The sequence below is a fragment of the Sphingobacterium sp. IITKGP-BTPF85 genome (assembly GCF_001006065.1).
In the GTDB taxonomy this organism is placed as follows: Bacteria; Bacteroidota; Bacteroidia; order Sphingobacteriales; family Sphingobacteriaceae; genus Sphingobacterium; species Sphingobacterium anhuiense.
On sequence record NZ_ASZT02000010.1, the window covers coordinates 1 to 25,673 of the forward strand.

At 39.1% G+C, this 25,673-nt stretch carries 30 protein-coding genes and 1 pseudogene; 18 read left to right on the plus strand and 13 right to left on the minus strand.

Going from position 1 to position 25,673, the window contains the following annotated elements:
- Positions 1-327: 327 nt before the first annotated feature.
- From L950_RS31790 to L950_RS03370, 3 genes are all read left to right on the plus strand, one after another.
- The gene (locus L950_RS31790) at positions 328-813 is read left to right on the plus strand and encodes an EamA family transporter (RefSeq protein ID WP_231576820.1); all 486 of its coding nucleotides are present in this window, start codon (positions 328-330) and stop codon (positions 811-813) included.
- A complete protein-coding gene (locus tag L950_RS31795) occupies positions 798-1,181 on the plus strand; it encodes an EamA family transporter (RefSeq protein WP_231576821.1) in 384 nt (127 codons plus the stop codon). Before L950_RS31790 ends, L950_RS31795 begins: the two co-directional genes overlap by 16 nt.
- A gap of 216 nt (positions 1,182-1,397) precedes the next feature.
- On the plus strand, positions 1,398-1,892 hold the full coding sequence (locus tag L950_RS03370) for an SRPBCC domain-containing protein (RefSeq protein WP_021191580.1): 495 nt from the start codon (positions 1,398-1,400) through the stop codon (positions 1,890-1,892).
- 99 nt (positions 1,893-1,991) lie between these two features.
- Here the strand turns inward: L950_RS03370 and L950_RS29325 are convergent, their stop codons facing one another.
- On the minus strand, positions 1,992-2,333 hold the full coding sequence (locus L950_RS29325) for a hypothetical protein (protein ID WP_197086210.1): 342 nt from the start codon (positions 2,331-2,333) through the stop codon (positions 1,992-1,994).
- A 5-nt stretch (positions 2,334-2,338) separates the two neighbouring features.
- A complete protein-coding gene (locus tag L950_RS29330; RefSeq protein ID WP_197086211.1) occupies positions 2,339-2,614 on the minus strand; it encodes a hypothetical protein in 276 nt (91 codons plus the stop codon).
- A gap of 421 nt (positions 2,615-3,035) precedes the next feature.
- Here L950_RS29330 and L950_RS31805 point away from each other — a divergent pair, with 421 nt between their 5' ends.
- From L950_RS31805 to L950_RS03405, 6 genes and pseudogenes are all read left to right on the plus strand, one after another.
- Positions 3,036-3,857 carry a zinc-binding dehydrogenase gene (locus L950_RS31805; protein WP_262506969.1) on the plus strand — a complete coding sequence of 274 codons (822 nt, stop codon included), beginning with the start codon at positions 3,036-3,038 and terminating at the stop codon, positions 3,855-3,857.
- 503 nt (positions 3,858-4,360) lie between these two features.
- Positions 4,361-4,729 (plus strand): DoxX family protein, encoded by a 369-nt coding sequence (locus tag L950_RS03385; RefSeq protein ID WP_021191581.1) that lies wholly within the window; start codon positions 4,361-4,363, stop codon positions 4,727-4,729.
- 5 nt (positions 4,730-4,734) lie between these two features.
- Positions 4,735-5,364, plus strand: coding sequence for a YdeI/OmpD-associated family protein (locus L950_RS03390; RefSeq protein ID WP_021191582.1), 630 nt, complete (start codon positions 4,735-4,737; stop codon positions 5,362-5,364).
- Positions 5,365-5,464: 100 nt separating this feature from the next.
- Positions 5,465-5,784 (plus strand): annotated as a pseudogene (locus tag L950_RS03395) (ArsR/SmtB family transcription factor).
- Positions 5,785-5,786: 2 nt separating this feature from the next.
- Positions 5,787-6,257: an SRPBCC domain-containing protein gene (locus L950_RS03400; RefSeq protein ID WP_021191583.1), complete on the plus strand. Its 471-nt coding sequence runs from the start codon at positions 5,787-5,789 to the stop codon at positions 6,255-6,257.
- A 97-nt stretch (positions 6,258-6,354) separates the two neighbouring features.
- Positions 6,355-6,936, plus strand: coding sequence for a YdeI/OmpD-associated family protein (locus L950_RS03405; protein ID WP_021191584.1), 582 nt, complete (start codon positions 6,355-6,357; stop codon positions 6,934-6,936).
- Positions 6,937-7,013: 77 nt separating this feature from the next.
- On the opposite strand, the gene L950_RS03410 is transcribed toward L950_RS03405, so the two are convergent.
- On the minus strand, positions 7,014-8,084 hold the full coding sequence (locus L950_RS03410; protein ID WP_021191585.1) for an SDR family oxidoreductase: 1,071 nt from the start codon (positions 8,082-8,084) through the stop codon (positions 7,014-7,016).
- Between the two features lie 98 nt (positions 8,085-8,182).
- Positions 8,183-8,764 carry a Crp/Fnr family transcriptional regulator gene (locus L950_RS03415; RefSeq protein ID WP_021191586.1) on the minus strand — a complete coding sequence of 194 codons (582 nt, stop codon included), beginning with the start codon at positions 8,762-8,764 and terminating at the stop codon, positions 8,183-8,185.
- A gap of 146 nt (positions 8,765-8,910) precedes the next feature.
- On the opposite strand from L950_RS03415, the gene L950_RS03420 reads away from it, so the two are divergent.
- On the plus strand, positions 8,911-9,399 hold the full coding sequence (locus L950_RS03420) for a DinB family protein (RefSeq protein WP_231576822.1): 489 nt from the start codon (positions 8,911-8,913) through the stop codon (positions 9,397-9,399).
- Between the two features lie 157 nt (positions 9,400-9,556).
- Here L950_RS03420 and L950_RS03425 read toward each other — a convergent pair whose 3' ends face one another.
- The 3 genes from L950_RS03425 to L950_RS03435 form a co-directional block, all read right to left on the minus strand.
- Positions 9,557-10,135 carry a hypothetical protein gene (locus L950_RS03425; RefSeq protein ID WP_021191588.1) on the minus strand — a complete coding sequence of 193 codons (579 nt, stop codon included), beginning with the start codon at positions 10,133-10,135 and terminating at the stop codon, positions 9,557-9,559.
- Between the two features lie 68 nt (positions 10,136-10,203).
- Positions 10,204-11,202 carry an LLM class oxidoreductase gene (locus L950_RS03430; RefSeq protein ID WP_021191589.1) on the minus strand — a complete coding sequence of 333 codons (999 nt, stop codon included), beginning with the start codon at positions 11,200-11,202 and terminating at the stop codon, positions 10,204-10,206.
- A 251-nt stretch (positions 11,203-11,453) separates the two neighbouring features.
- Positions 11,454-11,753: an ArsR/SmtB family transcription factor gene (locus tag L950_RS03435; RefSeq protein ID WP_021191590.1), complete on the minus strand. Its 300-nt coding sequence runs from the start codon at positions 11,751-11,753 to the stop codon at positions 11,454-11,456.
- Positions 11,754-11,928: 175 nt separating this feature from the next.
- Here L950_RS03435 and L950_RS34915 point away from each other — a divergent pair, with 175 nt between their 5' ends.
- The 4 genes from L950_RS34915 to L950_RS03450 all read left to right on the plus strand — a co-directional run bounded on the left by L950_RS34915 (position 11,929) and on the right by L950_RS03450 (position 15,383).
- On the plus strand, positions 11,929-12,267 hold the full coding sequence (locus L950_RS34915; RefSeq protein ID WP_197086212.1) for an aldehyde dehydrogenase family protein: 339 nt from the start codon (positions 11,929-11,931) through the stop codon (positions 12,265-12,267).
- Positions 12,264-13,343: an aldehyde dehydrogenase family protein gene (locus tag L950_RS03440; protein ID WP_197086213.1), complete on the plus strand. Its 1,080-nt coding sequence runs from the start codon at positions 12,264-12,266 to the stop codon at positions 13,341-13,343. Before L950_RS34915 ends, L950_RS03440 begins: the two co-directional genes overlap by 4 nt.
- Before the next feature lie 42 nt (positions 13,344-13,385).
- On the plus strand, positions 13,386-14,237 hold the full coding sequence (locus L950_RS03445; protein ID WP_021191591.1) for a helix-turn-helix domain-containing protein: 852 nt from the start codon (positions 13,386-13,388) through the stop codon (positions 14,235-14,237).
- Positions 14,238-14,561: 324 nt separating this feature from the next.
- Positions 14,562-15,383 carry an MBL fold metallo-hydrolase gene (locus tag L950_RS03450; RefSeq protein WP_231576823.1) on the plus strand — a complete coding sequence of 274 codons (822 nt, stop codon included), beginning with the start codon at positions 14,562-14,564 and terminating at the stop codon, positions 15,381-15,383.
- A 106-nt stretch (positions 15,384-15,489) separates the two neighbouring features.
- Here the strand turns inward: L950_RS03450 and L950_RS03455 are convergent, their stop codons facing one another.
- Entirely contained in the window at positions 15,490-15,876 is a 387-nt protein-coding gene (locus L950_RS03455; protein WP_021191594.1) for a VOC family protein, read from the minus strand.
- A 150-nt stretch (positions 15,877-16,026) separates the two neighbouring features.
- On the opposite strand from L950_RS03455, the gene L950_RS03460 reads away from it, so the two are divergent.
- Together L950_RS03460 and L950_RS03465 are read left to right on the plus strand one after the other, a co-directional pair.
- Positions 16,027-16,923 carry a helix-turn-helix domain-containing protein gene (locus tag L950_RS03460; RefSeq protein ID WP_021191595.1) on the plus strand — a complete coding sequence of 299 codons (897 nt, stop codon included), beginning with the start codon at positions 16,027-16,029 and terminating at the stop codon, positions 16,921-16,923.
- Positions 16,924-17,064: 141 nt separating this feature from the next.
- Positions 17,065-18,015: an aldo/keto reductase gene (locus L950_RS03465; RefSeq protein ID WP_262506971.1), complete on the plus strand. Its 951-nt coding sequence runs from the start codon at positions 17,065-17,067 to the stop codon at positions 18,013-18,015.
- 144 nt (positions 18,016-18,159) lie between these two features.
- Here the strand turns inward: L950_RS03465 and L950_RS03470 are convergent, their stop codons facing one another.
- Positions 18,160-18,888, minus strand: coding sequence for a DUF4184 family protein (locus tag L950_RS03470; protein WP_021191597.1), 729 nt, complete (start codon positions 18,886-18,888; stop codon positions 18,160-18,162).
- 708 nt (positions 18,889-19,596) lie between these two features.
- Between L950_RS03470 and L950_RS29340 the strand changes: the two genes are divergently transcribed.
- Positions 19,597-20,742, plus strand: a complete 1,146-nt coding sequence (locus tag L950_RS29340; RefSeq protein WP_197086214.1) for a hypothetical protein — start codon at positions 19,597-19,599, stop codon at positions 20,740-20,742.
- Between the two features lie 5 nt (positions 20,743-20,747).
- Positions 20,748-21,050, plus strand: a complete 303-nt coding sequence (locus L950_RS36235) for a hypothetical protein (RefSeq protein WP_316930521.1) — start codon at positions 20,748-20,750, stop codon at positions 21,048-21,050.
- Between the two features lie 175 nt (positions 21,051-21,225).
- Here L950_RS36235 and L950_RS03480 read toward each other — a convergent pair whose 3' ends face one another.
- From L950_RS03480 to L950_RS03500, 4 genes are all read right to left on the minus strand, one after another.
- Positions 21,226-21,831, minus strand: coding sequence for a hypothetical protein (locus L950_RS03480; RefSeq protein ID WP_021191598.1), 606 nt, complete (start codon positions 21,829-21,831; stop codon positions 21,226-21,228).
- Positions 21,832-21,871: 40 nt separating this feature from the next.
- A complete protein-coding gene (locus L950_RS27540; protein ID WP_021191599.1) occupies positions 21,872-23,158 on the minus strand; it encodes a DUF4375 domain-containing protein in 1,287 nt (428 codons plus the stop codon).
- 38 nt (positions 23,159-23,196) lie between these two features.
- A complete protein-coding gene (locus L950_RS25730) occupies positions 23,197-24,501 on the minus strand; it encodes a DUF2931 family protein (protein ID WP_021191600.1) in 1,305 nt (434 codons plus the stop codon).
- A gap of 220 nt (positions 24,502-24,721) precedes the next feature.
- Complete coding sequence (locus L950_RS03500; protein ID WP_021191601.1) at positions 24,722-25,669, minus strand: nitrilase family protein; 948 nt, start codon at positions 25,667-25,669, stop codon at positions 24,722-24,724.
- Between the last annotated feature and the right edge of the window lie 4 nt (positions 25,670-25,673).

Below are 25,673 nucleotides of genomic sequence, written 5' to 3' on the forward strand. Positions count from 1 at the left end.
GTACCAGTGGGTTCACAAAAGAAAAGCTAATCATAAGATTAGCTTTTCTTTTGTATAAAACAGTTAAATTCGAATATCACTCCCTGCTTCTATCAATCAATCATTGGAACTTGTAATGCTATAAATGATACGATCATCAGCTATACCATTTACAATAAAAATGAACTTGATGCAGTCATCTGTTGATTGCTATTATGTAGAAATAAGATATAAATATCAAGAGTGCATAATCATACGAGTAATTCCAATGCTCATTATTAAAACAAACGAAGCGTAAAGAATTCATTAAGTACAAGTGAAAACTTTCCTGACAAATAATTTATTCTAATGAAAAAATCAAATAAGGCCATATCAGCGGCATTACTATCTATGGTTAGTGTCCAAGGTGGTGCCTCTATCGCTAAACAGCTTTTTCCTGCCATAGGAGCAACAGGAACAAGTATGTTGAGAATTGGCCTGTCAACCGTATTGCTAAATATTATAAATCGTCCTAAATTCTTTCAATTCACGAAACAACAATGGTTATATTGCGCTATTTATGGAATAGGAATTGCCGCAATGAATCTTATTTTTTATTTAGCCATCCAACGCATCCCCTTAGGGCTGGCTGTAACGGTAGAATTTATAGGTCCACTTTTTCTAGCCTTATCTTTATCCCGAAAATGGCTAGACATCCTTTGGGGATTAATCGCTTGTGCTGGCATTCTATTTATCGTTCCATGGCAAAGTAACAACATTGACTTAATCGGACTTCTTCTCGCATTTCTAGCGGTATATTTTGGGCAGTCTACATTGTTATGGGAAGCAAAGTGACCGGCATTATGCCAGGAAAAGACGCTGTAAGCACGGGAATGCTATTTGCAACCCTAATTATTATACCCTTTGCCCTATGGGATGGTGGTATTTTTAATCTTACCCCAATGCTGTTTTTAAAAGGACTGGGCGTCGCTGTACTTTCTAGCGCAGTACCATTTTCACTAGATTTAGTGGCTTTAAAAAGACTTCCAGCAAAAACATTTAGTATTTTAACAAGTTTGCAACCGGCATTTGCCGCCCTATCAGGTATGATATTCTTATCAGAACGTCTTACACCGTTACAATGGATTTCCGTTGCTTGCGTTATAAGTGCAAGTATGGGCGCTACTATTTTCAGTAAAACGAAACAACAGATTGAAGAATAATTAAGAACGATCTATCCTACATACGAACAATATCACAAAAGCGCTATCTCCCGATAGCGCTTTTTTATGTCAATCGAATAAGAAATAAGTTATAGAAACAAATCGACCATAAACTAAAAGAAATAAAATCAATGAAAATCCGTTAAAATAAACGGATATATTATTTTATCTTTATTATCGACATCATATCGTCACTCAAAATCTAAATTGATTACCATGAATAATTTCGATTGGACATCATTTACAAAACGTATCGCGATTAAAGCCTCTCTTTCCGAGATTTATGAAGCTTGGTCTGTTGTGGCGAATTTAGAAAGATGGTTTTTGGAACGTGTCATTTTTCGTGATGCGGTAGGAAATCAGCTTGAACAGATCAACCCAGAAGAAAGCGGCATGCAGTACGATTGGTATTGGTACCTGGATCCGACGCCCATGCATGGAGAAATCCTTAAAGCAAATGGAAAAGATTTTCTCCAGTTTACATTTGAAGGTACCAGTTTGGTTGATGTGACATTAAGTACACTTCATGAGTATGTTATCGTAGAATTACGGCATCACCATATTCCACAGGACGATCACTCAAAGCAATACATTCGTCTGGGATGCTCTAATGGTTGGGCATTCTATTTACATAATTTGAAATCAGTATACGAAGGAGGTCTCGACCTTCGTAATAAAGACCCTAGAATCGGTAATATGATCAATAACTAACAAACACCAATAAACCAGCTTTCAACTAAAGCCAGTCAACCTTTTATCACGGTACTGCTGAGGAACAACGCCGTATATGCTGGCCGTTATTAACAATACCTAGTCCTGCAGCAATTCCATTTCTTTTTTCAGGTTTTCTTTTGCCCGTACTTCAAAACGGTTATAAAAATAATCTGTTTTAAAAATCCGGTCCATGGACAGAAAATGAGTTAATGCTTTCTTGCGACCAGAGTGGTACTGTACATCTGGATAAATCTGATATTCCAAGCGGATATTTGTATAGTATTTTGCATATTTCTCCCATGGTTGTCCCAAAATAGAAAGATCAGCATCAGTAAAATAATTTGTGTCCTGATCGTTAGAAATTAAGTGCGATTTTGTCGCCAGGATCTGTTCGGTGCATGTCAAGATAATTGCTTCGGAAACAGCAATCTCTTTCATCCGTTTTACGGCAAATGAGCACTTTCATCTTCATTATTCTGTTTTGACGCATCGTAGATAATATCATGATAATAAAGTGTAAACAATAGAGCTTCCCAATTCTTGATTTTCTCTTTTACAGCCGTAAGTTCAAGCAGCAGATTTTCAAGATGATCTAAAGTATGGTAATGTCTGAGAGTATCACCATAATAGGCTTCTACCTCCCTCCATAAGGAAGCGATCAATTGCTCATCTTTCGTATAATTTTTCAATAGCCCCACAAATGTTTCTTTAAGTATCATCGCTTTTAGATTATCATCATGTTACCGAGCATATCTGATGCCACAGATTAATAAGTTATTATTCAACAAATGAAAATGATGACATTCATCAATTTATGTGACATCTATCACCTCAAACATCTTGGCACGCCGGCAGTATTTAAGTAACTTAGTATGAAATTAAAAAGCATAACAATATGGATAATACAATGAAAGCAGCACGATGGTATGCCGCAAAAGATATCAGGGTAGAATCAACGGAGATCCCAGCTCCAAAAGCGAAACAAGTTAAAATTTCAGTTCAGTTTGCAGGAATCTGCGGCTCCGACTTACATGAATACGTCCATGGTCCACAGCTCATCCCGGTGGCCGCACCCTATCCGCTCAATGGACACCAGGTACAACCACATTAGGACATGAATTCTCCGGAATTATTGATGCCGTGGGCGAAGGTGTACATCATTTAAAAGTTGGCGACCGGGTAGTCGTAGAACCAATCTTTAAAAACTTTGATAGCCCCTTTATTGCAAACGGAGAATACAACCTGTCAGAACCATTAGGCTTTGTTGGCCTATCTAGCAATGGCGGATTTGCTTCTTACGTTGTAGTAGAGGATTATATGGTGCACAAAATACCAGACACTATGTCCTTCGAGAAAGGTGCATTGGTAGAACCCGCAGCAGTAGCAGTTTATGCGGTCATGCAAAGTAATCTAAAAATCGGCGGGACTGTTCTAGTTTCCGGAGCCGGTCCAATTGGTTTATTATGTGTTCAGGCGGCCCTGGCAGCCGGAGCTAGTACAGTTATCGTAACCGATATCGCTGACAAACGTCTTGAAAAAGCAAAATCTATAGGTGCTACCCATATTATCAATGCGAAAGATGAAGGTATACCCGAAAAAATTAAGACCATAACAGGTCTCGGAGTAGATGTTTTCCTTGATTGCGCAGGTGTACAAGCCTCCTATACAACGGGTATCACGAGTTTAAAAAATGGAGGAACCGCTGTATTAGTAGCACTATTTGGAAAACCTGTTACAACTGATGCGCTCGATCAAGTACTTCGTGAAATCACCATTAAAGGAATTATTGCCTATCGCAATATTTTCCCGCAAGTCATTGCACTGATCGATAGCGGTAGGATGCCGGTAGAGAAATTGGTTACACGCAAGATTGTTTTAGATGAAATCGTCACGAACGGATTTGAAGCCTTAGTTAACGATCCTACTGAAGTTAAGATATTGATTGATATACAAGCAAGCTAAATTTAAAAACAACAGCCCAAAAGTTGGTTCAAAAATAATCATCAGGAATAAACAGCAAAGCCCAATCGAAAGATTGGGCTTTTTAGCTTTCGGACCAAAGAAAACAACTTTAAACCCTATTCGTTAATTATTAAACATTTCATAACCTCAAAAAACTACCAACCTCGTGATCAACACCATTAATTAATAAAAATTCACCAATATCCAACCGCACGTGATCAAAATAATCTAAAATTCTTGGAAAAAATTTGCGTAGTCAAATAACTACACTTACATTTGTAGTCAAATGACTTCATAATTTAAAACTAACCAGTACTATGGAGATTTGGAACATAAAAAACCGATATATAATTGAAGAAATCGTATAGCGTTGTACTTTTTAATACCCGAACCGTAAAGATCAAACAATGGATCGAAAACTAACATGCGATAAATAAGGTATTAAGTAACCGCTCAAGTATAAACAGATCAACATACGAATTGTACCGATTAAAAAACACAGTATGAAAAAGAGAGATAAAATCATCTATTGGTTTTCTACCATTTGGCTAAGTTTAGGAATGGTGTCAACTGGAATTGTTCAGATCATCCACATGGATGAAGAAGTTAATAAAATGAAAGATCTAGGCTATCCCTCCTATTTTCTCACCATTATCGGTATTTGGAAGCTACTAGGAGTAATTGCCATTCTCCTTCCAAAACTCCCAGTAGTAAAAGAATGGGCATATGCAGGATTTTTCTTTCTAATGTCGGGCGCAATTTTCACCCACCTTGCAGTTGCTGATAAAGCAGTCACCTATTTTGGTCCTGCGCTGTTACTCCTGCTCACGATTATTTCGTGGTATTTCAGACCAGTTGAACGTAAAGTCTAGACCAGATGAAAATAGAACTGAATCCAGGAGTTGACAAATATTTGATAGATGGCTATATGCGTTGCAAATATGGCGGTACACCATTATGCAAAGTCAATAACTGGAGAGAAGAGTTAGAAATGCTCCGCCAAATTGTACTGGAAGCGGGTTTGAAGGAAGAAATAAAATGGGGTGCACCTGTATATACCTCCAAAGGAAAAAATATAGTTTCCGTTGCTGCATTAAAACAATCCGCCAATATTGTTTTTTTTAAAGGTGTATTATTATCCGACGATCATAAAATCTTAACCCAACAAGGTAATTTACAATCGGACAGGATCATCAAATTTACCAATATAGCAGAAATCAAAAGATTAGAAAATACCTTAAAATCGTATATATCCGAGGCCATAGCGATAGAAGAAAGTGGTCAAAAGGTAAAATTTCAAAAAAATCCAGAACCTGTCCCCGAAGAACTCCTACAGGTATTCGAACAAGACTCTAAGTTAAAAACAGCATTTTACGCATTGACACCGGGGCGGCAAAGAGGATACATCATTTATTTTTCCCAACCCAAAGTAGCACAGACAAGAATTGGAAGAATTGAAAAATACCGACAACAAATTTTAAACGGTATAGGATTAAACGATAAATAGAGTTCCAAATAGCGTTAATAAAACATGATCATAAACACATCAAGCAATGACAGGACAGATCAAAATAGATTGAAGTGTTAAAGCGAATAAGAGCATAACAATGAATTTAAGAAGAGACGTTTTTCAAGCCCTTGCCGATCCGACAAGAAGAGCAATATTGCTACTGGTAGCCTCACATGCGATGCCTGCTGGAGCCATTGCTTCCAATTTTGACACATCCAGACCCACCGTTTCCAAGCACCTGCAGATTTTGACCGAATGCGAACTCCTAAAACCTGAGCAAAATGGTCGGGAAATCTATTACCATCTCAATCCGCAAAAAATGAAAGAAATTGCAGATTTATCGAACCGTTCCGCCAGATGTGGGATGACAGATTCAATAAATTAGAAGCCGTAATGAAAAACTATATAGCCAAATAATCATGGAACAGAAAACAAAAATCAGTGCCGAACATGACAAACAAGAAATCATCATCACACGCGAATTTGATCTTCCTCTAGAATTGCTTTTTAAGGCATATGAAGATGCCTATCTCTTTGAACAATGGATGGGTACAAAAGTACTGAAACTGGAAAACAAGAAACATGGTGCCTATGCATTTGAAACATCACACGATGGCACTGTTGTATTTCGGGCAAACGGAACAATCCATGAATTTGTACCAAACGAAAAAATCACAAGAACATTCGAGATGGAAGATAGTCCATTCCCTGTTCAGCTTGAATACCTCACATTTGAACCCTATACAGATGCAAGCAGTAAACTTACTATCCAGATTATTTTTAAATCTGTTGCTTTTAGAGACCAGCTGCTCAAGATGCCTTTTGCACAAGGCATCAATATGGCGCACAACCGGTTACAGGAGATCTTAAATACACAGAAACAAGATTAGGACAACTCAATCTATTAACAGACCGTTTCTTTGTCTATGAATTACTTCTAGCTGTTCCAGACAATAAATCAGGCCTTATACCTAAAAAACAACCATTATGAACACACAGGTAGAACATTTCTTTGAAAAAACACAACAATGGTCCGAAGAGTTCAATTTACTTCGTGATATCATTACTGAAAACAAATCCTTAGAAGAAGAATACAAATGGATGCATCCATGCTACACGCTCGATGGAAAAAACATCGTTCTTATTCATGGATTTAAAGAATATTGCGCGCTCCTGTTTCATAAGGGAGCTTTACTCAAAGATCCTGAAGGTATATTGATCCAGCAAACAGAAAATGTACAGGCAGGCAGACAGATCAGATTTAAACATATAGCAGAGATTATCACGCTAAGACCAGTTATCCAAGCTTACATACGGGAAGCCATTGAGATCGAAAAAGCAGGATTAAAGGTGGAAATGAAAAAAGTGAACGACTACCCTATTTCTGAAGAATTCCAACAGGCACTGGCACAAGATCAAGAATTAAATACAGCATTCTATTCCCTAACACCTGGACGACAAAAGGGATATCTATTTTATTTTAATCAGGCGAAACAATCCAAAACACGGCAAAATCGAATTGAAAAATATTATCAGCAGATCCTGGACGGCAAAGGGATTGATGATTAAAGGCCAGTAAAACCGAGCCTTCTATCACAAAATAAAGAAGCCCGGTTTTACTATCCCTTACCACCACATCAATCTAATTATTGCGGTATCACATTCTCTGCACGAAGACGTTCAAACAAGTGGATAAATGCTTCTTCGGTATTCTGGTAAGCCGTAAATCCCAGTTTTCGGCTATTGGCCATATCCACCATCACTTCGATAGGTCTGCCCAGATCAAGATCTGTATGCCATGGTGAAGCCAATTGAAAAAGCTCATGCTGTTCCAGTCCATACTCCTTTACCATATCAGACCACAATTGTCCATCATTTTTAAGTTGTTCGGCAAGAGGCCTCGGCTCTCCATGAAATCCTTCAGCCTCAATGCCGAAATATGACGCTATGCGCTCCCATAACCAACTCCACCGAAAGACATCGCCGTTCACAATATTAAAAGCCATATTTTTAGCTTCCTCAGTCGTCGAAGCCCAGATTAACTGCTTCGCCAGAGCACCAGTATCCGTTACATCCGAAATTCCGTTCCATTGCGCTTCCGAACCCGGCCAGATCAATTTCGCCCCTTTTTGTTTACAAATACTGGCATATACGGCAAGCGTCACCCCAAGATTCATCAAATTACCGATCGCATGCCCGATAACCGTATGCGGCCTATGTATACTCCACGTAAATCCATCTCTAGCCGAAGCTTCATATACCGCATCTTCCTGAGCGTAGTAAAAATTGGGATGACTTAGTCTAGGCTGTTCTGCCCGAATAGGTGTATCAGGAAACACACCCGTAGCTACGTATGACTCAAAAGGACCTAAATAATGCTTTAACCCCGTTACCAAAGCCACATGTGCAACAGTTTTCTTTTCAGACAGAACATCGAGAAGATTACGGACAAGAGCACTATTTACAATAATATTTTCTGCCTCATTGTCTTTCCGCATCCATGTTGTAAAAAACACATGTGTTGGGTAAACATTTTCAAGTGCGATCTTCAGATTTTCAACATCCATAAGATCAGCTTTTACCGGAATTACGCCGTTATCAGTTTGACCGGGATGACGTGCCAGACCATAAGTTTGCCATCCATGACCAACAAGCTCCTCAGCCAAACGACTTCCCGTGATCCCTGTTGCGCCAACTACTAATGCAATTTTATCCATTGTTATATCTCTTTAAATTTCTACAACAAAGTTCGCTGCATTAAAAACTGAAAGAGATGATACAGATCAAGAAATTCCATTGATCCAGATCAATGGAATTAATCTGTAGATGCAATTTTCTTACGGATTCTACTCAGGGTTTCAGGAGCCAATCCCAGATAAGATGCCACCAGATGTTGCGGCACACGTTGCATAATTTCAGGACTAGCCTGTAGCATACGCTGAAATTTTTCTTCAGCAGTATAGCTGTTCGAACTGATCAGGCGTTCATCTTTTGTAACCAAACTATTTTGATAGAGTATTCTAAAATACCGCTCCATCACCGGGACCTCTTCCATCAATTGTTCATAATCTGCCCGCGATAAAAGCAGTAACTCTGTATCTTCAATAGCATCTATATAGAGCATTGCCGGTTGCTGATTAATAAAACTCTTAAAATCAGACACCCACCAGCCTTCCCATCCAAAAAGGCTGATATGCTCATTTCCTTTCTCATCCAAACGGTACGATTTGATAAGACCTTTTTTCACAAATGAAAGATGCGTACAAACAGTCCCTTCTTCCAAGATATATTGCTTCTTTCTGATTTTTTTGAATGTAAAAAAAGAAGCTATCGCCTCTTTGTCACCACGAGAGAGCGTCACTTTTTTTTCAATATGAGAAAATAATACTTCTAACATGAATTTTCATTTATAGCGTCTTCAAACTTAAATAAATTTGTTTTATTTACCCCAGAAAAACCTCCTAAACACCAAACATATTCACGCATGCATCTGTTTATACCCGATATAAAAACATTAAACCCAAAGACATGATCATTCAATATTTGACAACCGAATTCGAACAAGAGGTCAACAACACCCGTAAATTACTGCAGGCAGTGCCTGAAAAAGACATACACTACAAGCCAGCAGATATTTCCTGGACAATGGGAGAACTGGCACAACATATCGCAACTATTTATTATTGGTACGTAGGCACATTTACAGAAGATGTTTATGATATGGCCACCGATCATCTTGAGCGCGGTGCACCTGATGATATCAAAGCCACGCTCGAACTATTTGAAAAAAATGTAGCACGAGCCAGAACCGCTCTATCAACACTTACAGAAGAAAAACTACGCGATCACTGGACAATGAAAGCAGGTGAACGCATACTCTTAGGCCCAATGGAAAGAGGCATTGTGGCACGAGGATTCCTTTTTAATCATATTTATCATCATCGCGGAGAATTGATTGTCTACCTAAGAGCAACCGGAAATAAAGTGCCTGGACTGTATGGTCCTACTTACGAAGACAGCAAAAAGATGTAAACGCAAGTTATGCCGCAGTAGAGCGAAATTTTTCATGCAGATCAGTTACAAAACTAAAATGACAGAACAAATTAATCCCATAGCAGACTTACCCAATGATAGATCTGCTATGGGATTAGTATTAACTGTTCATTCAAGACAAAACGTGCCACGAAATTTAATCCTTCTCGTCGCTTAGTTTAAAACCTTTTACAATTTTCTGACCAGGCATATGAAACTCCAAAACCAGGCTATCTGGTGTATCCTTTATGACATCCAGGCCGATCACACTTTCATATCCCACCTTAAGATGATCATTTTTCAGGAAATCGGCATCGGTAAACAAAATCACCTTCTCAACAATTCCTTTATTTTCAATAATCTGTAACCGCGGACGGGCCATCACACTTTGAATAAGCTGTACTCTATATTTCCCGGTATCTGGTGTATAGTACGATCGTCTTTCCATGCCCGTACTTGAAAATAGAATACCAAAAAAAGGCAACATCATCGCGGCTATGCTAAACAATAGCCCCAATACTAATACGATACAGTATATTTTCGTATAAATACTTTTCCAGAAAATAATTAGAAATGGAAGCGTCGTGAGTAACCATATCCAAAAGACCAAGCGGTCACTCCAATATCCCGCCAAACTGATCTGCCACGTCAGTATAACCGTAATATCGACCAACATGATCAGTGAGATCAGCATATAAGCGATATAAAACTTTTTTCTACCTGTCACTTTTTGCATAACTCCATTAGATAACTTAACGACAACTTCATTAACGGCTAAAATAGAATTATTCTTCTGAAATTAAACTATGGGGTCATATTAATATGACTTGCCTTCACTAAGGAAGGAAAATACGGCAACACTTCTGCTCCCAGCTCATCAATAACATCGGCAATAGGTCTCGTACTGAATTGAATCCCTAAGGCTGCATGATTGACACCCGCTTCCTGCCATTCATGTAAAAGTTCCAATAAACCATTCCTTCCTGTTTTAAGCACAAATCCACCCTGCAATGGCGTTCGCGGAAAATTGGGATCTTCCGTTAGTTCAATCCATTCATTGGTCATATGAGGCTTAAAAATCTGATCGGGAATTAAGTCGCGCCAAGCTTTTATCTTTTCTCCCAACGGCCTAACATGTAATTTCGACGTTGTTGCTCCCGGATAAGTAATCCAGCCATCCCCATGTTCAGCAATCCAAGAAAGAGGCTGTTGACTGCCACCGGTTATTAAACTCGGAATATATTCTTGAACGGGTTTAGGGATAAGATCCAATCCGTCAATGTGGGTCAGCTCAGACTTAATTTTTGGATAATGTTCCTTATTTAAGCGTCGAAAATCCTGTAAAACCTGTCTAAAACGTTCACCTCGATGCTCAAAATCTAATCCAAATGCAGGAAATTCAATCGATCTATCCCCCGATCCTACTCCTAGCAATAATCTGTTATTGGATAGCTGATCTAAAGATGCGGCTGTCTTTGCTAAAGAAATCGGGTGCCAGAAAGGTAAAACAATACTTCCTGTTCCTAATGCAACCCTGCTTGTCTTTCCGGCGATAAAAGATAAATAACTAAAAGCATCATACACTTGACCAGCATCACCAAAACTCGGATCAAACATCGGAATATCACGAACCCATATCGACGCAAAATCTAAGCGATCGATCTGTTTTATATATGCCATATGCTCCTCAACTAGGGGAAGCTTTCGGCTATATACTTCTAAGGGAAGAAATAGGCCTATAGTCAACACATCTGGAGCAAATACACGGTTAAATGCATAGTGGTTTTCAAAGTTTCTTGTCATGTTCTAAAATTTTAATGTAAAGCATTATACAATTTCGATATATCTAGATTTATAGATATATTGGATTAAAAAAAGGAAGGCTTCTTACCTTCTGAAATGGATTATCAAATAAAATGAGTGGTATGTACAGATCTAAATCAGGTCAATAGTTTATTCAATAAAATATTTCGACATATCTAGATTTATAGATATACTTGAGTAAAAAAAATGAAGATATTTATATCTCCATCCATCAAATAAATAATGAGTAACTACAGCGTATTCTTGATATAAGAAGCCAATTCCTGAAGTTTTTCCTCATTTCTCTTATAATAAGTCCACTGTCCCTCCCGTACAGATTTCAACAAACCACAATTCACCATCGATGTCAAATAAGATGATATCGTTGATTGGGACAAACCTGCCTTCTTTTGGATGACGCTCATACAAACACCATAATCCGATACCTCCGGTTCAATATCTTCGGCGATAAAATTAGCATGCGGATTCTTCAACCACTGCAATATCTGTAACCGATGTTCATTTGCTAAAATCTTAAAAATATCAACCATATCTATATATCTAATAATCTCGAAACAAACATAACAATTAAGCGCTCCATATTTGTTGTCTTTATGTCATCTTGATACATTTATTAATGAGCTTTTCAACAAAGCAACATTGAGCTTTTGAGCAAAACAGCCTCTTTATAATCCCGCTACCTTTGAATAAACAAATCAGCAGAACATGAAAAAGATAAATCAGATTTATGTAAACGGTGCCTTTATCACACCTCATGGGACAGAAACTTTTGATCTCATCAGCCCCACTACTAATGAAAAATTGGGTGAAGTTACCCTTGGGGACGAAATGGATACCCATATTGCGGTCCAGGCCGCCAAAGAAGCATTCAAAACATTCTCTAAAACAAGTAAAGAAGAACGTATTGCTTATCTGCAAAAACTGCATCAAGCTGTCAGTAAGCGCGAAGAAGAACTGATTGCCATTATGGTCGAAGAATATGGCGGAACTTACCAATTTGCCAAGCCAGTGTGCAGATTGCGATCGCGTCATTCCCAACAATGATCGAAACACTTCAAAACTATGACTTTGAAAAAACTGTTGGACAATCACAAGTCCGTATGGAGTCATTAGGGGTTGTCGGCATCATCACCCCCTGGAACGCCAGCAATGGTTTTATCTGCAGTAAGCTTGCCACAGCTATTGCTGCCGGATGTACCGTCGTCATCAAGCCTAGCGAAATGAGTGCCCAACAGACACAGCTTATTGCCACATGTTTCCATGAGGCGGGTTTACCTAAAGGCTTATTCAATATCGTAAATGGTCTAGGAAATGTTGTAGGCGCCGCAATAACCAATCACCCCGATATTGCCAAAATATCCTTCACAGGTTCAACTGCGGTTGGCAAAACAATTGCTAAAGGTGCAGTAGATACGATGAAACGTGTCACTTTGGAGCTTGGTGGTAAATCCCCGAATATTATTTTAGAAGATGCCGATTTAGAAACCGTTATCCCCATGGCTATCTATGGCGCTTATATGAATAGTGGCCAAGCCTGTATTGCTCCTACCCGACTGCTAGTCCCTGCGAGCAAATTAGATCAGATCAATGCTTTAGCACAAGCCACCATCGCACATGTAAAAGTCGGTAATCCTGCAGATCCAGATACCCATGTAGGCCCCATGGTAAGCCATAAGCAATATGAAAGAGTTCAACAGTTCATTCAGATTGGACTTGATGAAGGAGCAACGTTACTAACAGGAGGTCTGGGTAAGCCAGCAGGTTTGGAAAAAGGTAACTTTGTTCAAGCCACCATCTTTACAAACGTTCGTAATGATATGCGTATCGCACAAGAAGAAATATTCGGTCCAGTCCTCTCCATCATTCCGTACCAGAATGACGAAGACGCTATTTCCATTGCAAATGACACCACTTACGGGCTAACGGCATATATCAGCTCACCAGATCTTGCACGTGCCAATCGCATCGCATCACAGATTGATGCAGGAAGAATCTGTATCAATGGCTTTAAACACGATCCACAGGCTCCTTTCGGAGGATTCAAGCAGTCAGGTATCGGCCGAGAGTTCGGAACTTATGGATTAGACGCATATTTAGAACCCAAAGCAATTTTAAGCTAAATAGCTAAAATTCAACATCCTTATCTTAAATTTGTATCAAAGATGGAAACAAAAAAAGACAACATTCAGGCATCGGGCATTGCTTATTCGTGTTATGCGACAAAAAGCAGAGAAGGAGAACACTTCGTCCAAGAATGCACCTTCACCTATCAGATAGCTGGTTCCCTGGTGCTGAATGATGGAAATCAAACCTACATTTCCAATGCGGGAGCATTTCGTCTGGTCAGGAGAAATCAATTGTTAAAATTTATAAAGGAACCGCCTGAAAATGGCGAGTTCCGATCTTTGACTATTTTTCTTGACCAGCAGACATTAAAAGATTTCAGTCTCGAATACGGCATTAATGCGGAACAAAAACAATATGATCAACCTGTCTTGGATATCGAAGATCATGTACTGTTGCATAGCTATTTTCAATCTTTGATGACGTATCACCAGACCCACAGTTTTGACAATCCCAAACTCGTTCAGATTAAAATGAAAGAAGCGTTATTACTCCTCCTACAGATCAATCCTGAACTCAAAAATGTATTGTTTGATTTTACCGAACCGCATAAAATAGATTTAGAAAACTTTATGAACAAAAATTACCACTTTAATGTTCATTTAGAACGATTTGCCTATTTAACAGGTAGAAGTCTGGCAACCTTTAAAAGAGATTTTGAAAAAACATTCAATACCACACCTGGACGCTGGTTGCTGCACAAAAGACTACAAGAAGCATATTACCTTTTAAAAGAAAAAGGTAAGGCAGCCTCAGACATTTATTTGGAATTGGGATTCGAAGACCTTTCCCATTTTTCATTTGCCTTTAAAAAAGCATTTGGCGAGGCTCCTTCAAAAATCATGAATCGATATAGCCCGGTCAATACCGCTTCTTTCAACAGCATGTAATTAAGCCTAACCATTCAGCACCCCATACATGAAAATATTTTATAAAACTATGCTCATCATCCTCATCCTTATCATCGTATTCGTTGCGATTATAGTCCTGTACATGCAACAGCCCAAATTGGTAAAGTACCAAGTGGCGCTCGGCTTGAATTAATTAAGAAATCACCCAATTACAAAGACGGTAAATTTGTTAACTTTAGCCATACCCCTCAAATCGTTGAAGATGCAAGCTATGCGAGCGTACTCTATGATTACTTTTTCAAAAAAATAGACCGGAAGAGTCCACTGGAAAATATACCGACCATAAAAACAGATCTGCAGAACTTGTCCCGCAAGGAAGACGTATTGGTCTGGTTTGGGCACTCCTCTTATTTTATGCAAATAGACGGAAAACGCATGTTGGTCGATCCCGTATTCAGCGGAAGTGTCTCTCCTGTTCCCGGAACCAATAAATCATTTAAAGGAACAGACATTTATACAGTAGAAGACCTACCGGAGATTGACTATTTATTTATTACCCACGATCATTATGATCACCTGGATTATGAAACCATTATCAAATTAAAAACAAAAACCAAGAAAGTAATCTGCGGACTTGGTGTGGGTTCACATCTGGAATACTGGGGTTACAATCCTCAAGATATAATTGAAAAAGATTGGCATGACAGCATTTCACTCGACAGTGGATTTACCGTATACACAACTCCTGCAAGACATTTTTCAAGTCGGTCTCTTCAAAGCAGCAAGACGCTATGGATGTCCTATGTAGTACAGACGCCAACGATGAAAATCTTTATCGGCGGAGACAGTGGCTATGACACCCATTATGCGGCTATTGGTGAAAAATTTGGTCCTATTGATCTAGCTATTCTAGATAATGGGCAATTTGACAGCACTTGGCGTTATATCCACCATCTCCCTGAAGAAGTATTAAAAGCAGCAAAGGATCTGAAAACGAAGCGTCTATTCCCGGTGCATAACTCCAAGTTTGATATCGCCAATCATTCTTGGGATACGCCATTAATTCAGATTACCGAATTAAATAAAGAAGCGCATATTCCATTGATAACACCTATGATCGGGGAAGAGGTATTGCTAAAAGACGATCAACAGCAATTTAAACAATGGTGGGTAGGCAGAAAATAACGCACTAAAAATAATAAGTAGCAACGGACTGTAAAGAAAATAAATTATTTATAGTCCGATACAACAATCATAATTTCAAATAAATGTTATCGAAATTCATGTTTCTTTACATATGAAAAACATTAAACCGATGGCCATCGGGGTCCGCAAATACAAAACCATAATATCCCTTTCCAAAAGCTGCAGGCTTAGAAATCAATGTTCCACCAGCATCTTCCACCTCAGTAGCCCAACGATCCGCCTCTTCTGTACTTGATGCGGCAAGCGTAAAAATGATTTCATTAGATTTGGATGTATCTGCCATAACCCCTAACATCGCCTCGCGAAGGATGTGCTTTAAGAAAAAATGGATTACAAAATGATCTTCACCAAACAGAAAACTTGTCAGATCTGCTGATCGCCCATTCGGTTGAAAACCCAACGCAGTATAAAATTTTGTTGTCCGGTCTAAATCGGTCACTGCCAAATTAGACCATATCTTTTTTGGATTCATACGCTACTATCTTTTATATCTATTATAAAATTAAGCAAATCAAATTCTATTCTACTTCTCAGGACAAGTAAATCACATCACCTCCTTAAACCTTTCATATCCGCACAAAAGGATGACACTTAATTTGTTTGAATTTTATACATTTACACCATGAAACAAGCAGAAAGTGTCAATGATTTTTACAGCCGCTTGCCAAGTCATGCACCCACTCATGTGCCATTGGACAATGCAGGCATCGGTCATATCAATGTTTTCAGTCGAGAGACCTGCGCAGTTGTAAGTCCCTATAGCAGACGTGATTTTTATAAAGTTTCCCTGATCATTGGCAAAGGAAAGATTTATTATGCCGATAAATGGATCCAGATTGATCGTCCAGCACTGCTTTTTTCGAATCCCATTGTCCCCTATTCTTGGGAAGCTGAATCCGAACAACAGTCCGGTTGGTACTGCCTCTTCACAGAAGATTTCATTCAACATAGTGAACGCACAAGTCAGTTACACGACACGCCTTTATTTCAGATCGGATCTAATCCCATTTTCTTCCCAAACGAAGCCCAATTAGCGGAATTGTCCTTTATTTTCCAGAAAATGCAGGCCGAGATGTCTTCCACATACGCTCACAAATACGATGTATTGCGCAGTTATCTGCACTTGATCATTCATGAGGCAATGAAAAACAATCCGACGACCAACTTTCATAAGTATGTAAATGCTACTTCTAGAATATCCGCCTTATTTCTCGAACTACTGGAAAGACAATTTCCGATAGATTCTCCAGCACTCGTACTCAAATTGAAGAACCCTGCAGATTATGCCACTGTACTATCCCTGCACATCAATCATCTTAACCGGTCGGTCAAAGAAATAACGGGTAAAACCACTACAGCACATATCGCCGCACGCATCATCAAAGAAGCAAAAGCTTTACTGCAGCATACCGATTGGAATATTTCCGATATCGCCTACAGTTTAGGTTTTGAATACCCCTCTTACTTTACACTATACTTTAAAAAACACACCGGCATGGCACCCACACAGCTGCGGTAGATTGTTTGATTATTATAACAATCTGTTTGATCGTTATAAGTCAGTTTTTGAGACCGTGCGCTACATTTGTATAAACAAAATGAGAACATCATGAAATACAGAAAACTCGGAACAACAAACGAACAGCTATCCGCATTAGGATTGGGCTGCATGGGTATGAGCTTTGCTTATGGACCTACGGACGATAAAGAGAGCTTAGCCACATTAGAAAAATCCCTTGACCTGGGCATCAATTTCTGGGATACCGCCGACATGTACGCAAATGGAGCAAATGAAGAACTGATCGCTAAAATTTTAGTCCCCAATCGGGAAAAGATCTTTATTGCTACTAAATTTGGATTTCGCTTTAAAGATGAGATTGCAGGACCAAGCAATGCCGCCGGAACTTATTTTGACGCTTCGCCCGCATGGATGAAAATTGCCGTTGAACAAAGTCTCAAGCGACTTAAAATTGATACCATCGATCTGTATTATGCACATCGTGTCGATGCCAATATCCCTATTGAAGAAACTGTCGGTGCAATGGCCGATCTCGTTAAAGAAGGAAAAATACGATACCTTGGACTGAGTGAAGCTTCGCCGGCATCATTAAGAAAAGCACATGCAGTACATCCCATTTCTGCACTCCAAAGCGAATACTCCTTGCTAACCAGAGATGTAGAAAGCGAGATTTTGCAGACAACACGTGAACTTGGGATTTCACTAGTGCCCTATTCACCTCTGGCTCGTGGTTTAGTAACCAATAAGCTCCAGATGAATACCCTTGCAGCCGATGATTTTCGAAAATCTTTACCACGCTATCAAGAGGAAAACATCGTCAATAACAATAAACTGGTGGCCGGATTTGCGGCATTAGCCAATCATATAAATTGTACACCAGCACAACTTGCTTTAGCTTGGGTCTTAGCACAGGGAGAAGACATTATCCCGATTCCCGGAACTAAAAAAAGAAAGTACCTGGAAGAAAATGTAGGTGCAATTGATGTTCAGCTAACACCTGAACATTTAACAGAAATTAATTCCCTGATCCAAAGATACCCCATCTTGGGAGAACGTTACAACGAAGGGTCTATGAAACTCGTGAATCAATAATAGAGAAAAAATCGAAGCAGGCCAAAGGTAAAGTCCTGGTAACGAGCATCTATTTTAAATAAAGAATTCATCTTTAGAAAAACAGAAAAAGCAACACCAAGGTGTTGCTTTTTCTGTTTTCAGATCAACGATACCAATCCAATATTAATCACTTTTTGTCTCAATAACCAGAGGAACAATAATAAAGGCAATAAGTCCGGCAGCTATTGCACTGACGATTACATTGCCAAATTGCTGAAACTGAAGTCCTGATAAAAATCTCAAAGCAACAATAAACAACATCAGCCCCAACAGCAGTAACCAGTACATTAAACGAGCAGAAGTTAAATTTTCCTTTTGAACAGGTAGTTTATAAATAGCAAAAGCAATAACGATCGCACCAATAAAACTAGAAACATGTTGCAATATCTTTACAATAGGCACTTGTATACCCAGAAGATTAATCGAAGTTGCCAGCTCAGAAAATCGCCGAACAAAATAACCATCATCGTGTGTAAAACTGTCCCATAACACATGTGATAGCGCACCGATAAGCACTGAAATAATAACGATTGTCCAATTCTTTCTAAAATAACGATTCCAGTCAAACTGTTTAAATACAAAACACCTTGATTTGAGGAGGATAGGCATATTATCAACTAAGCTATTACGAACTATATTGTGAAAAATAAAAGCAAGTACTAGTCCTAATGGTAGATCAAACCATAATAGACCTGCGATTGTATGACTATAATCGCTCCTAATCTTCATTCTCAAAAAGTATTCAAAATCAGGCGTCAAACTGCCGATAACAAGTCCCGTCAGCGAAAACCAATGTCTTGGTAAATATGTCAATGGCAATACCAATGCAGGATGAGAAAATGTAAAAGGCATCTATTCTTTAGTTTTTTGTCAAATTACAAAATATGCCCCAAATCAAAAAAGTTATATTCATCCTCTTGATGAAGGACTCAAAAATATCTGCAATGACAAACGTTTGCATGACCGTTTTACTTCGAAAAAACAGAAATAAGGACAGCTCTGTCGATCAGCTGCATTGCTTTGAGAACACGTATTAATCTGATTACAATGGCCGTAAATGCATTTTTAAGCCAATAGCCACTTTGAAATCCTGATCTATTAAACTATGTTTGTACATAATATATCGGACATAAAGCCCCCAATATAAAACCTTAAATCTTTTAAAAACCGAACTTACTAATTTATTAAAATGACAAATTGGTTCAGAAAAAACATGTCGGTCGTTATGATCGCTTTCATCAGCTTTCAGACACAGGCAAATTCTACGCCCAAAGTCTACGACTTAACAAAGTATGGCATTAACCCAATACGGGGAAAAACAGCAGTGCAACCCTCAATCAAGCGATTCAGAAAATAGTTACTGAGGCGGGAAAAGGTAATCCTATAGTAATCAAATTCAAAAAAGGACGTTACGATTTCCATGAAGAAGGAGCACAAAAAAGAACCTATTACATCTCCAACCATGATCAGGACAATCCTAAGACCGTTGGTATTACCTTAGAAAACCTCAGCAACATCACCATAGACGGACAAGGGTCAGACCTGATCTTTCATGGACGTATGTTACCCCTTTCATTGGTTGAAAATCAAAACCTCAGCCTTAAAAATCTGCATATCGACTTCGAGCAACCCCAGATCTGTCAGGTTAAAATCTTAGAAAACGATACCCAAGCAGGTACAATCACGTACCAGACTGCTCCCTGGGTCACTTATACCATCAAAGACAGCACCTTTTACAATACTGGTGAAGGTTGGGAAATGAAACCCACCTCCGGTATAGCTTTTGAAGAAAAAACAAAGCATATCGTGTACAATACCAGTGATATCGCAGTGGGCACAGCACATGTAGCAGAAATATCAAAAGGAATCATCAAAGCCTTCAAGTGGAAGAATTCAAAATTAATACCCGGAACAGTCGTTGCCATGAGAAGCTGGCATAGACCTAATCCCGGTATTTTCGTGCACAAAGGTAAAGACACCAAATTAGAGAATATATCGGTTCACTATTCCGAAGGAATGGGTCTGTTGGCACAGCTGACTGAAAATATTTATTTAGAAAAATTCAATGTCTCATTAAGAGGGAAAAACGATCCCCGTTATTTTACAGCACAGGCAGATGCAACCCATTTCTCAGGCTGTAAAGGTGTGATCATATCCAATAATGGACTATATGAAAACATGATGGACGATGCGATCAATATTCATGGTACCTATCTCAAAATCACACAAAAACTGGACAATAAAACCGTACTTGCAAAATACATGCACGAACAGTCCTATGGTTTTGACTGGGGCTATGCGACCGATTCAGTACAGTTTATCCAATCCAAAACAATGGAGCTCTGGGACAATAAAAACAGTATTCAATCCATCGAAGTAATCCGTAAAAAAGATAGCGATCCGATCGAGGATTTCAAAATTGTATTCACAAAACCCTTAGATGATTACATCGATCCAACCAAATTGGACATCGGTATTGAAAACCTGACGTGGACACCAAAAGTAGAGTTTAAAGGCAATACTGTACGAAACAACAGAGCACGGGGTGCACTGTTCAGTACTCCTCAAAAGACCGTAGTGGAAAATAATCTATTTGATCATACCTCAGGAACAGCCATTCTTTTATGTGGCGATAGCAACGGCTGGTACGAAACAGTACATGCCGTGATATCACGATCAAAAACAATAAGTTTATCAATGCTTTGACCAACATGTTCCAGTTCACCAATGCGGTGATCTCCATCTATCCAGAGATTCCAGACTTGAAAAACCAGCAGAAATACTTCCATAGCGGTATCAAGATCGAAAACAACTATTTTGAAACTTTTGATAAGCCGATTCTATATGCGAAATCTGTAGATGGCATTACTTTCAATAACAATACGATTAAGACAAATAAGGAGTATCCGGCATTTCACTGGAACAAAAAGGAAATTTTGTTTGAGCGCGTTATCAATGCCAATATCAAAAATAATACGATTGATGGTAAACCATTCGTTTATCCTGCTAATTAATCGCAGCTTATAAAAAGTAAAACGGCCAATCTCACTATAGGAGATTGGCCGTTTTATTTCTTACCCTATCCCGAACGGATTTGGTCAGAGTGATCATTATGATAACTACAGATTCAGCTGATCGAGCATCAAAAATAATTCATTTTCTGTCTATGCACATGACATTGGTCAAAAGTTACTCCTGTTGAATCCACTCAAATTTACCGTTATTCATGTAAATGATCCCACCACCACAAGCCTCTGCCTGGTGGATAAAAACACCATCATGCGGTAATTTAATTTTATCCTTTTCATCAACCTCATCTTCTGTCATAATTTCACCTTCATCACTAACATTATTATAATAGATCTCTCCTCTCGGCACTTTTTCAAAAATACCGACCCAGTCAATATCATCAAATCCCTGACCTAAAATATCCTGTCCCATTCCTAGATAGGTAGTTTTTTTGTTGCCGAAAGACACTTTAAGACCATATTTATTGTTCATCGTATTTTGAACGATATGCACCGTATCCAACCGGCTGTCGCCATCCATATCACAGACAACAACATTGGGATCATATTTTTTAGAAATCACGATGGTATCAGGCAATACCGTTCTTTTATCTGCCTGCATAACCAGAGAATCACGTATAACGAAATTGCTGTCCTGATCCGCACTTCTATTTTGTACGGTATCTGTAGCTCTATTTTGGCAACTGCACACCGTCAACGTTATACCAGATAACAAAACAAACAGTCCCAACCAGTTATATTTCTCACCATAGCTCCATGATTTCAATTTCTATTAACGATTACGAAGTATAAAATTATCGGATTACTTAGCTGCCGCAAGCAATATAATACGTCGGCACACCATCCACTTCAGTAGGTTCTTCAGCAATACCCTCGAAAAATACATGGTCGCCAAGTTCCTTATTTGTCTGTTGATTATGTGCCTTCATCAAAAATTCCAAAGCACTGAAATTCTCACCATTATCTGCTTTAAACTGAGCTACAATTTCGACCTGATATCCTTCATCATCGGCCTCCCCATCAAAAATATCCTCATCTTCCGAAAATAGACGTTCATTCTCCAGCAAGTCCGACGGTTTCATGATCCAGGCTTCATATTGGATCTGTACCGCTGGGGCGTTCAGCAAAATCTCATTCGGATTCCATCGTTCGGCAGTACCAAAAATATCTTTTTGGTATTGCGTCAGCTCCTCATTAAATAGTGCTGCATCTGTGTACGCTTCCGATGAAAAAGACCAGGCAATCTGATTTAAAGTCGATTTACGTTCCGTATTTCCTTCATTATTATCCATTAAATCCGCGTAAACTGTAAAAGTCTTTTCAATAATCTGATCTTTATTATCCCAGTACTGTAGATCCAGGACCTCAGAAATTTCATGCTGTTCAGCATCCGTTAGATAATTCGGAATATCCCACAACTTCTCTATTTCTTTATTATCCTCCAGATGTTCAATAATTTCATATTGCTTTTGTATAATAGATAATGACTCCGTTGCTTTTAAGCGCATCAACGCCCTTACCGCATGGCCATAACATGCCGTTCCCCAATTACAGAAAAACTGCAGAAAACCGCCATTATACATATCCATTTCAAGTTTCCAAAGCGCCGCCAATTCCTGTTCGTGCTCTGAAAGGGCATTCCAATCATTCTCATTATTGCTGAGCTTATCAACAAATTGTGAGGTAAAATCAAACCATTTTTTATCCAGATCAGCACCATCATTTGTTGGAGGTTGCTCCATTTTATTTTTCAGCTCCTGAACACACCATTCCTCAAAATTCTTAGCCGTGCTATCCCCTAACGCGGCACTTTTTTGAAAATAAGGCAATGCCTTTTCATATTCCTTACCATAGTAGTAAGCATAGCCCACCCTAAAATTCCACAAGGGATCTTCCGCTCCTGCTGTACTTTCCGACAGTAAAATGTCAAGCGCTTTTCCGTAATCCGAAACATTATTATAGGCCCGTCCCAGCATGTTTTTCAACGTATAGGTTAATTCCGATGCCGGCAGTTGTTCAAGCGTCTCAATAATTTGACGGTGCTTACTTTTCTCATGCCATAAATTGAGCTGTTCAATTAATTTATCGTCCATTTTTTAGTTTTAATCATTACCGTTAATACGATCAAATTTTAGTCCGCTTTTAATTTTAACGGAAGCTCTTCCAAATTATTTTTAGCCGTTATCTTTTCTATTTCACCTTGCTTATTAATTTTACAGGTAACAAATACTGTTATTTTCTGTTTACTCATCGTAAGCTTCTCAAACACATTAAACGTATTTCCCTCATCTAAAACAACATAATCACGCTTTGTTTTACCATCAGGTCCAGTCGAAGTTAAAAACAAAGAAGAAGGTACAGCATGCACTGGAAAATCCTGTTCCGGCAATAGACTGTCGATGATGGTCACCTGCTCACCATTGAAAAATTCAACTTCCACCTCCGGATTAACCAAATCGGCATCCTTCACAAACTGAAGACGCCAGGCATAGGGTTTGCGATATTTTTTGCGCCATTTATCATATGCATGAAGATTATCAGCATTATGTGTCTGCTCAAGCCAGTCTTTTGATGCACGAAGTCTTCCCAATTCCTCCTGGATCATCTGACGTTGACCAAGTTCAATCTCCGTACTATCTATTTTTTGTGCCTGATAAAAACTCACTTCGACAGCATTTCCCCAATTTCCGCCAACCCATAATGCCGCATCTCCTCCCGGTGCCAATCCGACAATAATTTCATCATAAGTCCGGTGGAATACGCCATTATGATTCTTCGCTTCAAAACCCTTCTTAAACAGGCCACTTATTTTTTCTTTATCCAGAGCCACATTGAGTTTATAATAACAATCTTCCACAACAGAATACCAGGAAAGACGCAAGCTGTCCGGCATCACCAGAGCACCCTGATCCGAACTCATAAAAGTAGACGTACCTATCCCCCAGCGACTATCGTAAAATTTATTGTCAATATCCGGAAAAGCATTATTTCTACTCCACGATTCAATAAAAAAACGACCTTCCACCACACGTACCGGATAGCCTTCAGGATTGGATATTGCAGGTTCCCATTCGTATTTTTCAGAATTGCGCCATTTCCGCTCAACCGTCATTTCAGACCGGGAAACCGTCGTATGCTTTAGAATAAGTACGATATTCGCAACCACGGCAATCAAACAGTAGATACCGATGATCCACATTTGCTTGACGGTCAATTCTTGGCCCTTTGTACCGGTGCCACAAATGATCAGCAGCACAATAAAGTGGAGTATAAACTGAGACAGTAGAATCACAACCCCTAACAGGTTGGCAAAACTAGCCCATATACCATGCGTTTCAAATGCAACACCATCTCCCAGAAAGAGATAAAACAAAAAACCAAAGCCCGTAAGCGCACCAGCTATTAGCAGGATTTTATGGAGGTGTATTAAAGTCATGCTGTTCTTATCTTGATGAGCGGTATTGAAAGATTAAAGTCTTAAATATAAATTGGTATTAGCGGCAATAGCCAGTACTCAAATATACACAACTCCTCTTGATTTCAAAATCGCAAAAAACGGTACCCGAGCATGTTTTAAACATCCTGGATACCGTCCCTTAATCAGCCAGTCTTAAAAATAGGTGTCACTGACAATTTCTTAATTGCGAATAGCCCAGCTACTTATCCAGCCACACCACCTTTTGCTCACTCACATGTTCTTTTCCTAAAATATCTCGATACAGGCCAGGCTTCCTTGCCTTGATATATCGGTATCCGCCCGCTTTCACCAACTTATCGGCAGTTAGTTCCGCTACACAGATTTCATTATCCAATGAACGGCATTCCGCCATGATATCACCATAAGGATCGATAATCATCGCACAGCCATTCTTCAACTGATCGTCATCCATACCGATAGGATTTGAAAAAACAGCATATATGGCATTGTCATAGGCACGTGCAGGTAACCATTTCATCAGCCAGCTGCGGCCTTTCAACCCGTCAAACTCTTCCCGAAGTAACGTAGCATTTTCTTCTTTATTTTCCCATAATTTGGCATCTACAAATCCAGCACCTGGACGTGTTGAAGGTGTACACATGGTTACATGCGGCATAAAGATCACCTGCGCACCAAGTAAAGTCGTCGCTCGAACATTTTCAATTATATTATTATCATAACAGATTAAGACCCCACATTTCCAGCCCTTGATCTCAAAAACGGTATAAGCTGTTCCCGGAGAAAGATGCGGATTGATAAACGGATGCAGCTTTCGGTGTTTCGCGATCAGACCTGTTTCATCAACACAGATATACGCTTTAAAAAGATTACCGGCAATATCTTTTTCAAAAAGGCCGGCCAAGATGGTCATTTTATATTCTTTAGCGATTGCTGTTAATGCGTTTACTGATGGACCATCAGGGATCAGCTCCGCGAGCTCCAGCATTTCCTCACGGGAAAGGTTGCGGGCAAAGGTATAACCGGTAATTGAACATTCATGAAAAGCAACCACATCAGCTCCCTGTTCTGCCGCTTCAGCAGTAAGCTTTTTGATCAGGTCAAGATTATAAGCCTTATCTCCACTTCGATTTTCAAACTGTACACTGGCAATTTTTAAGTTTTCCATTGAT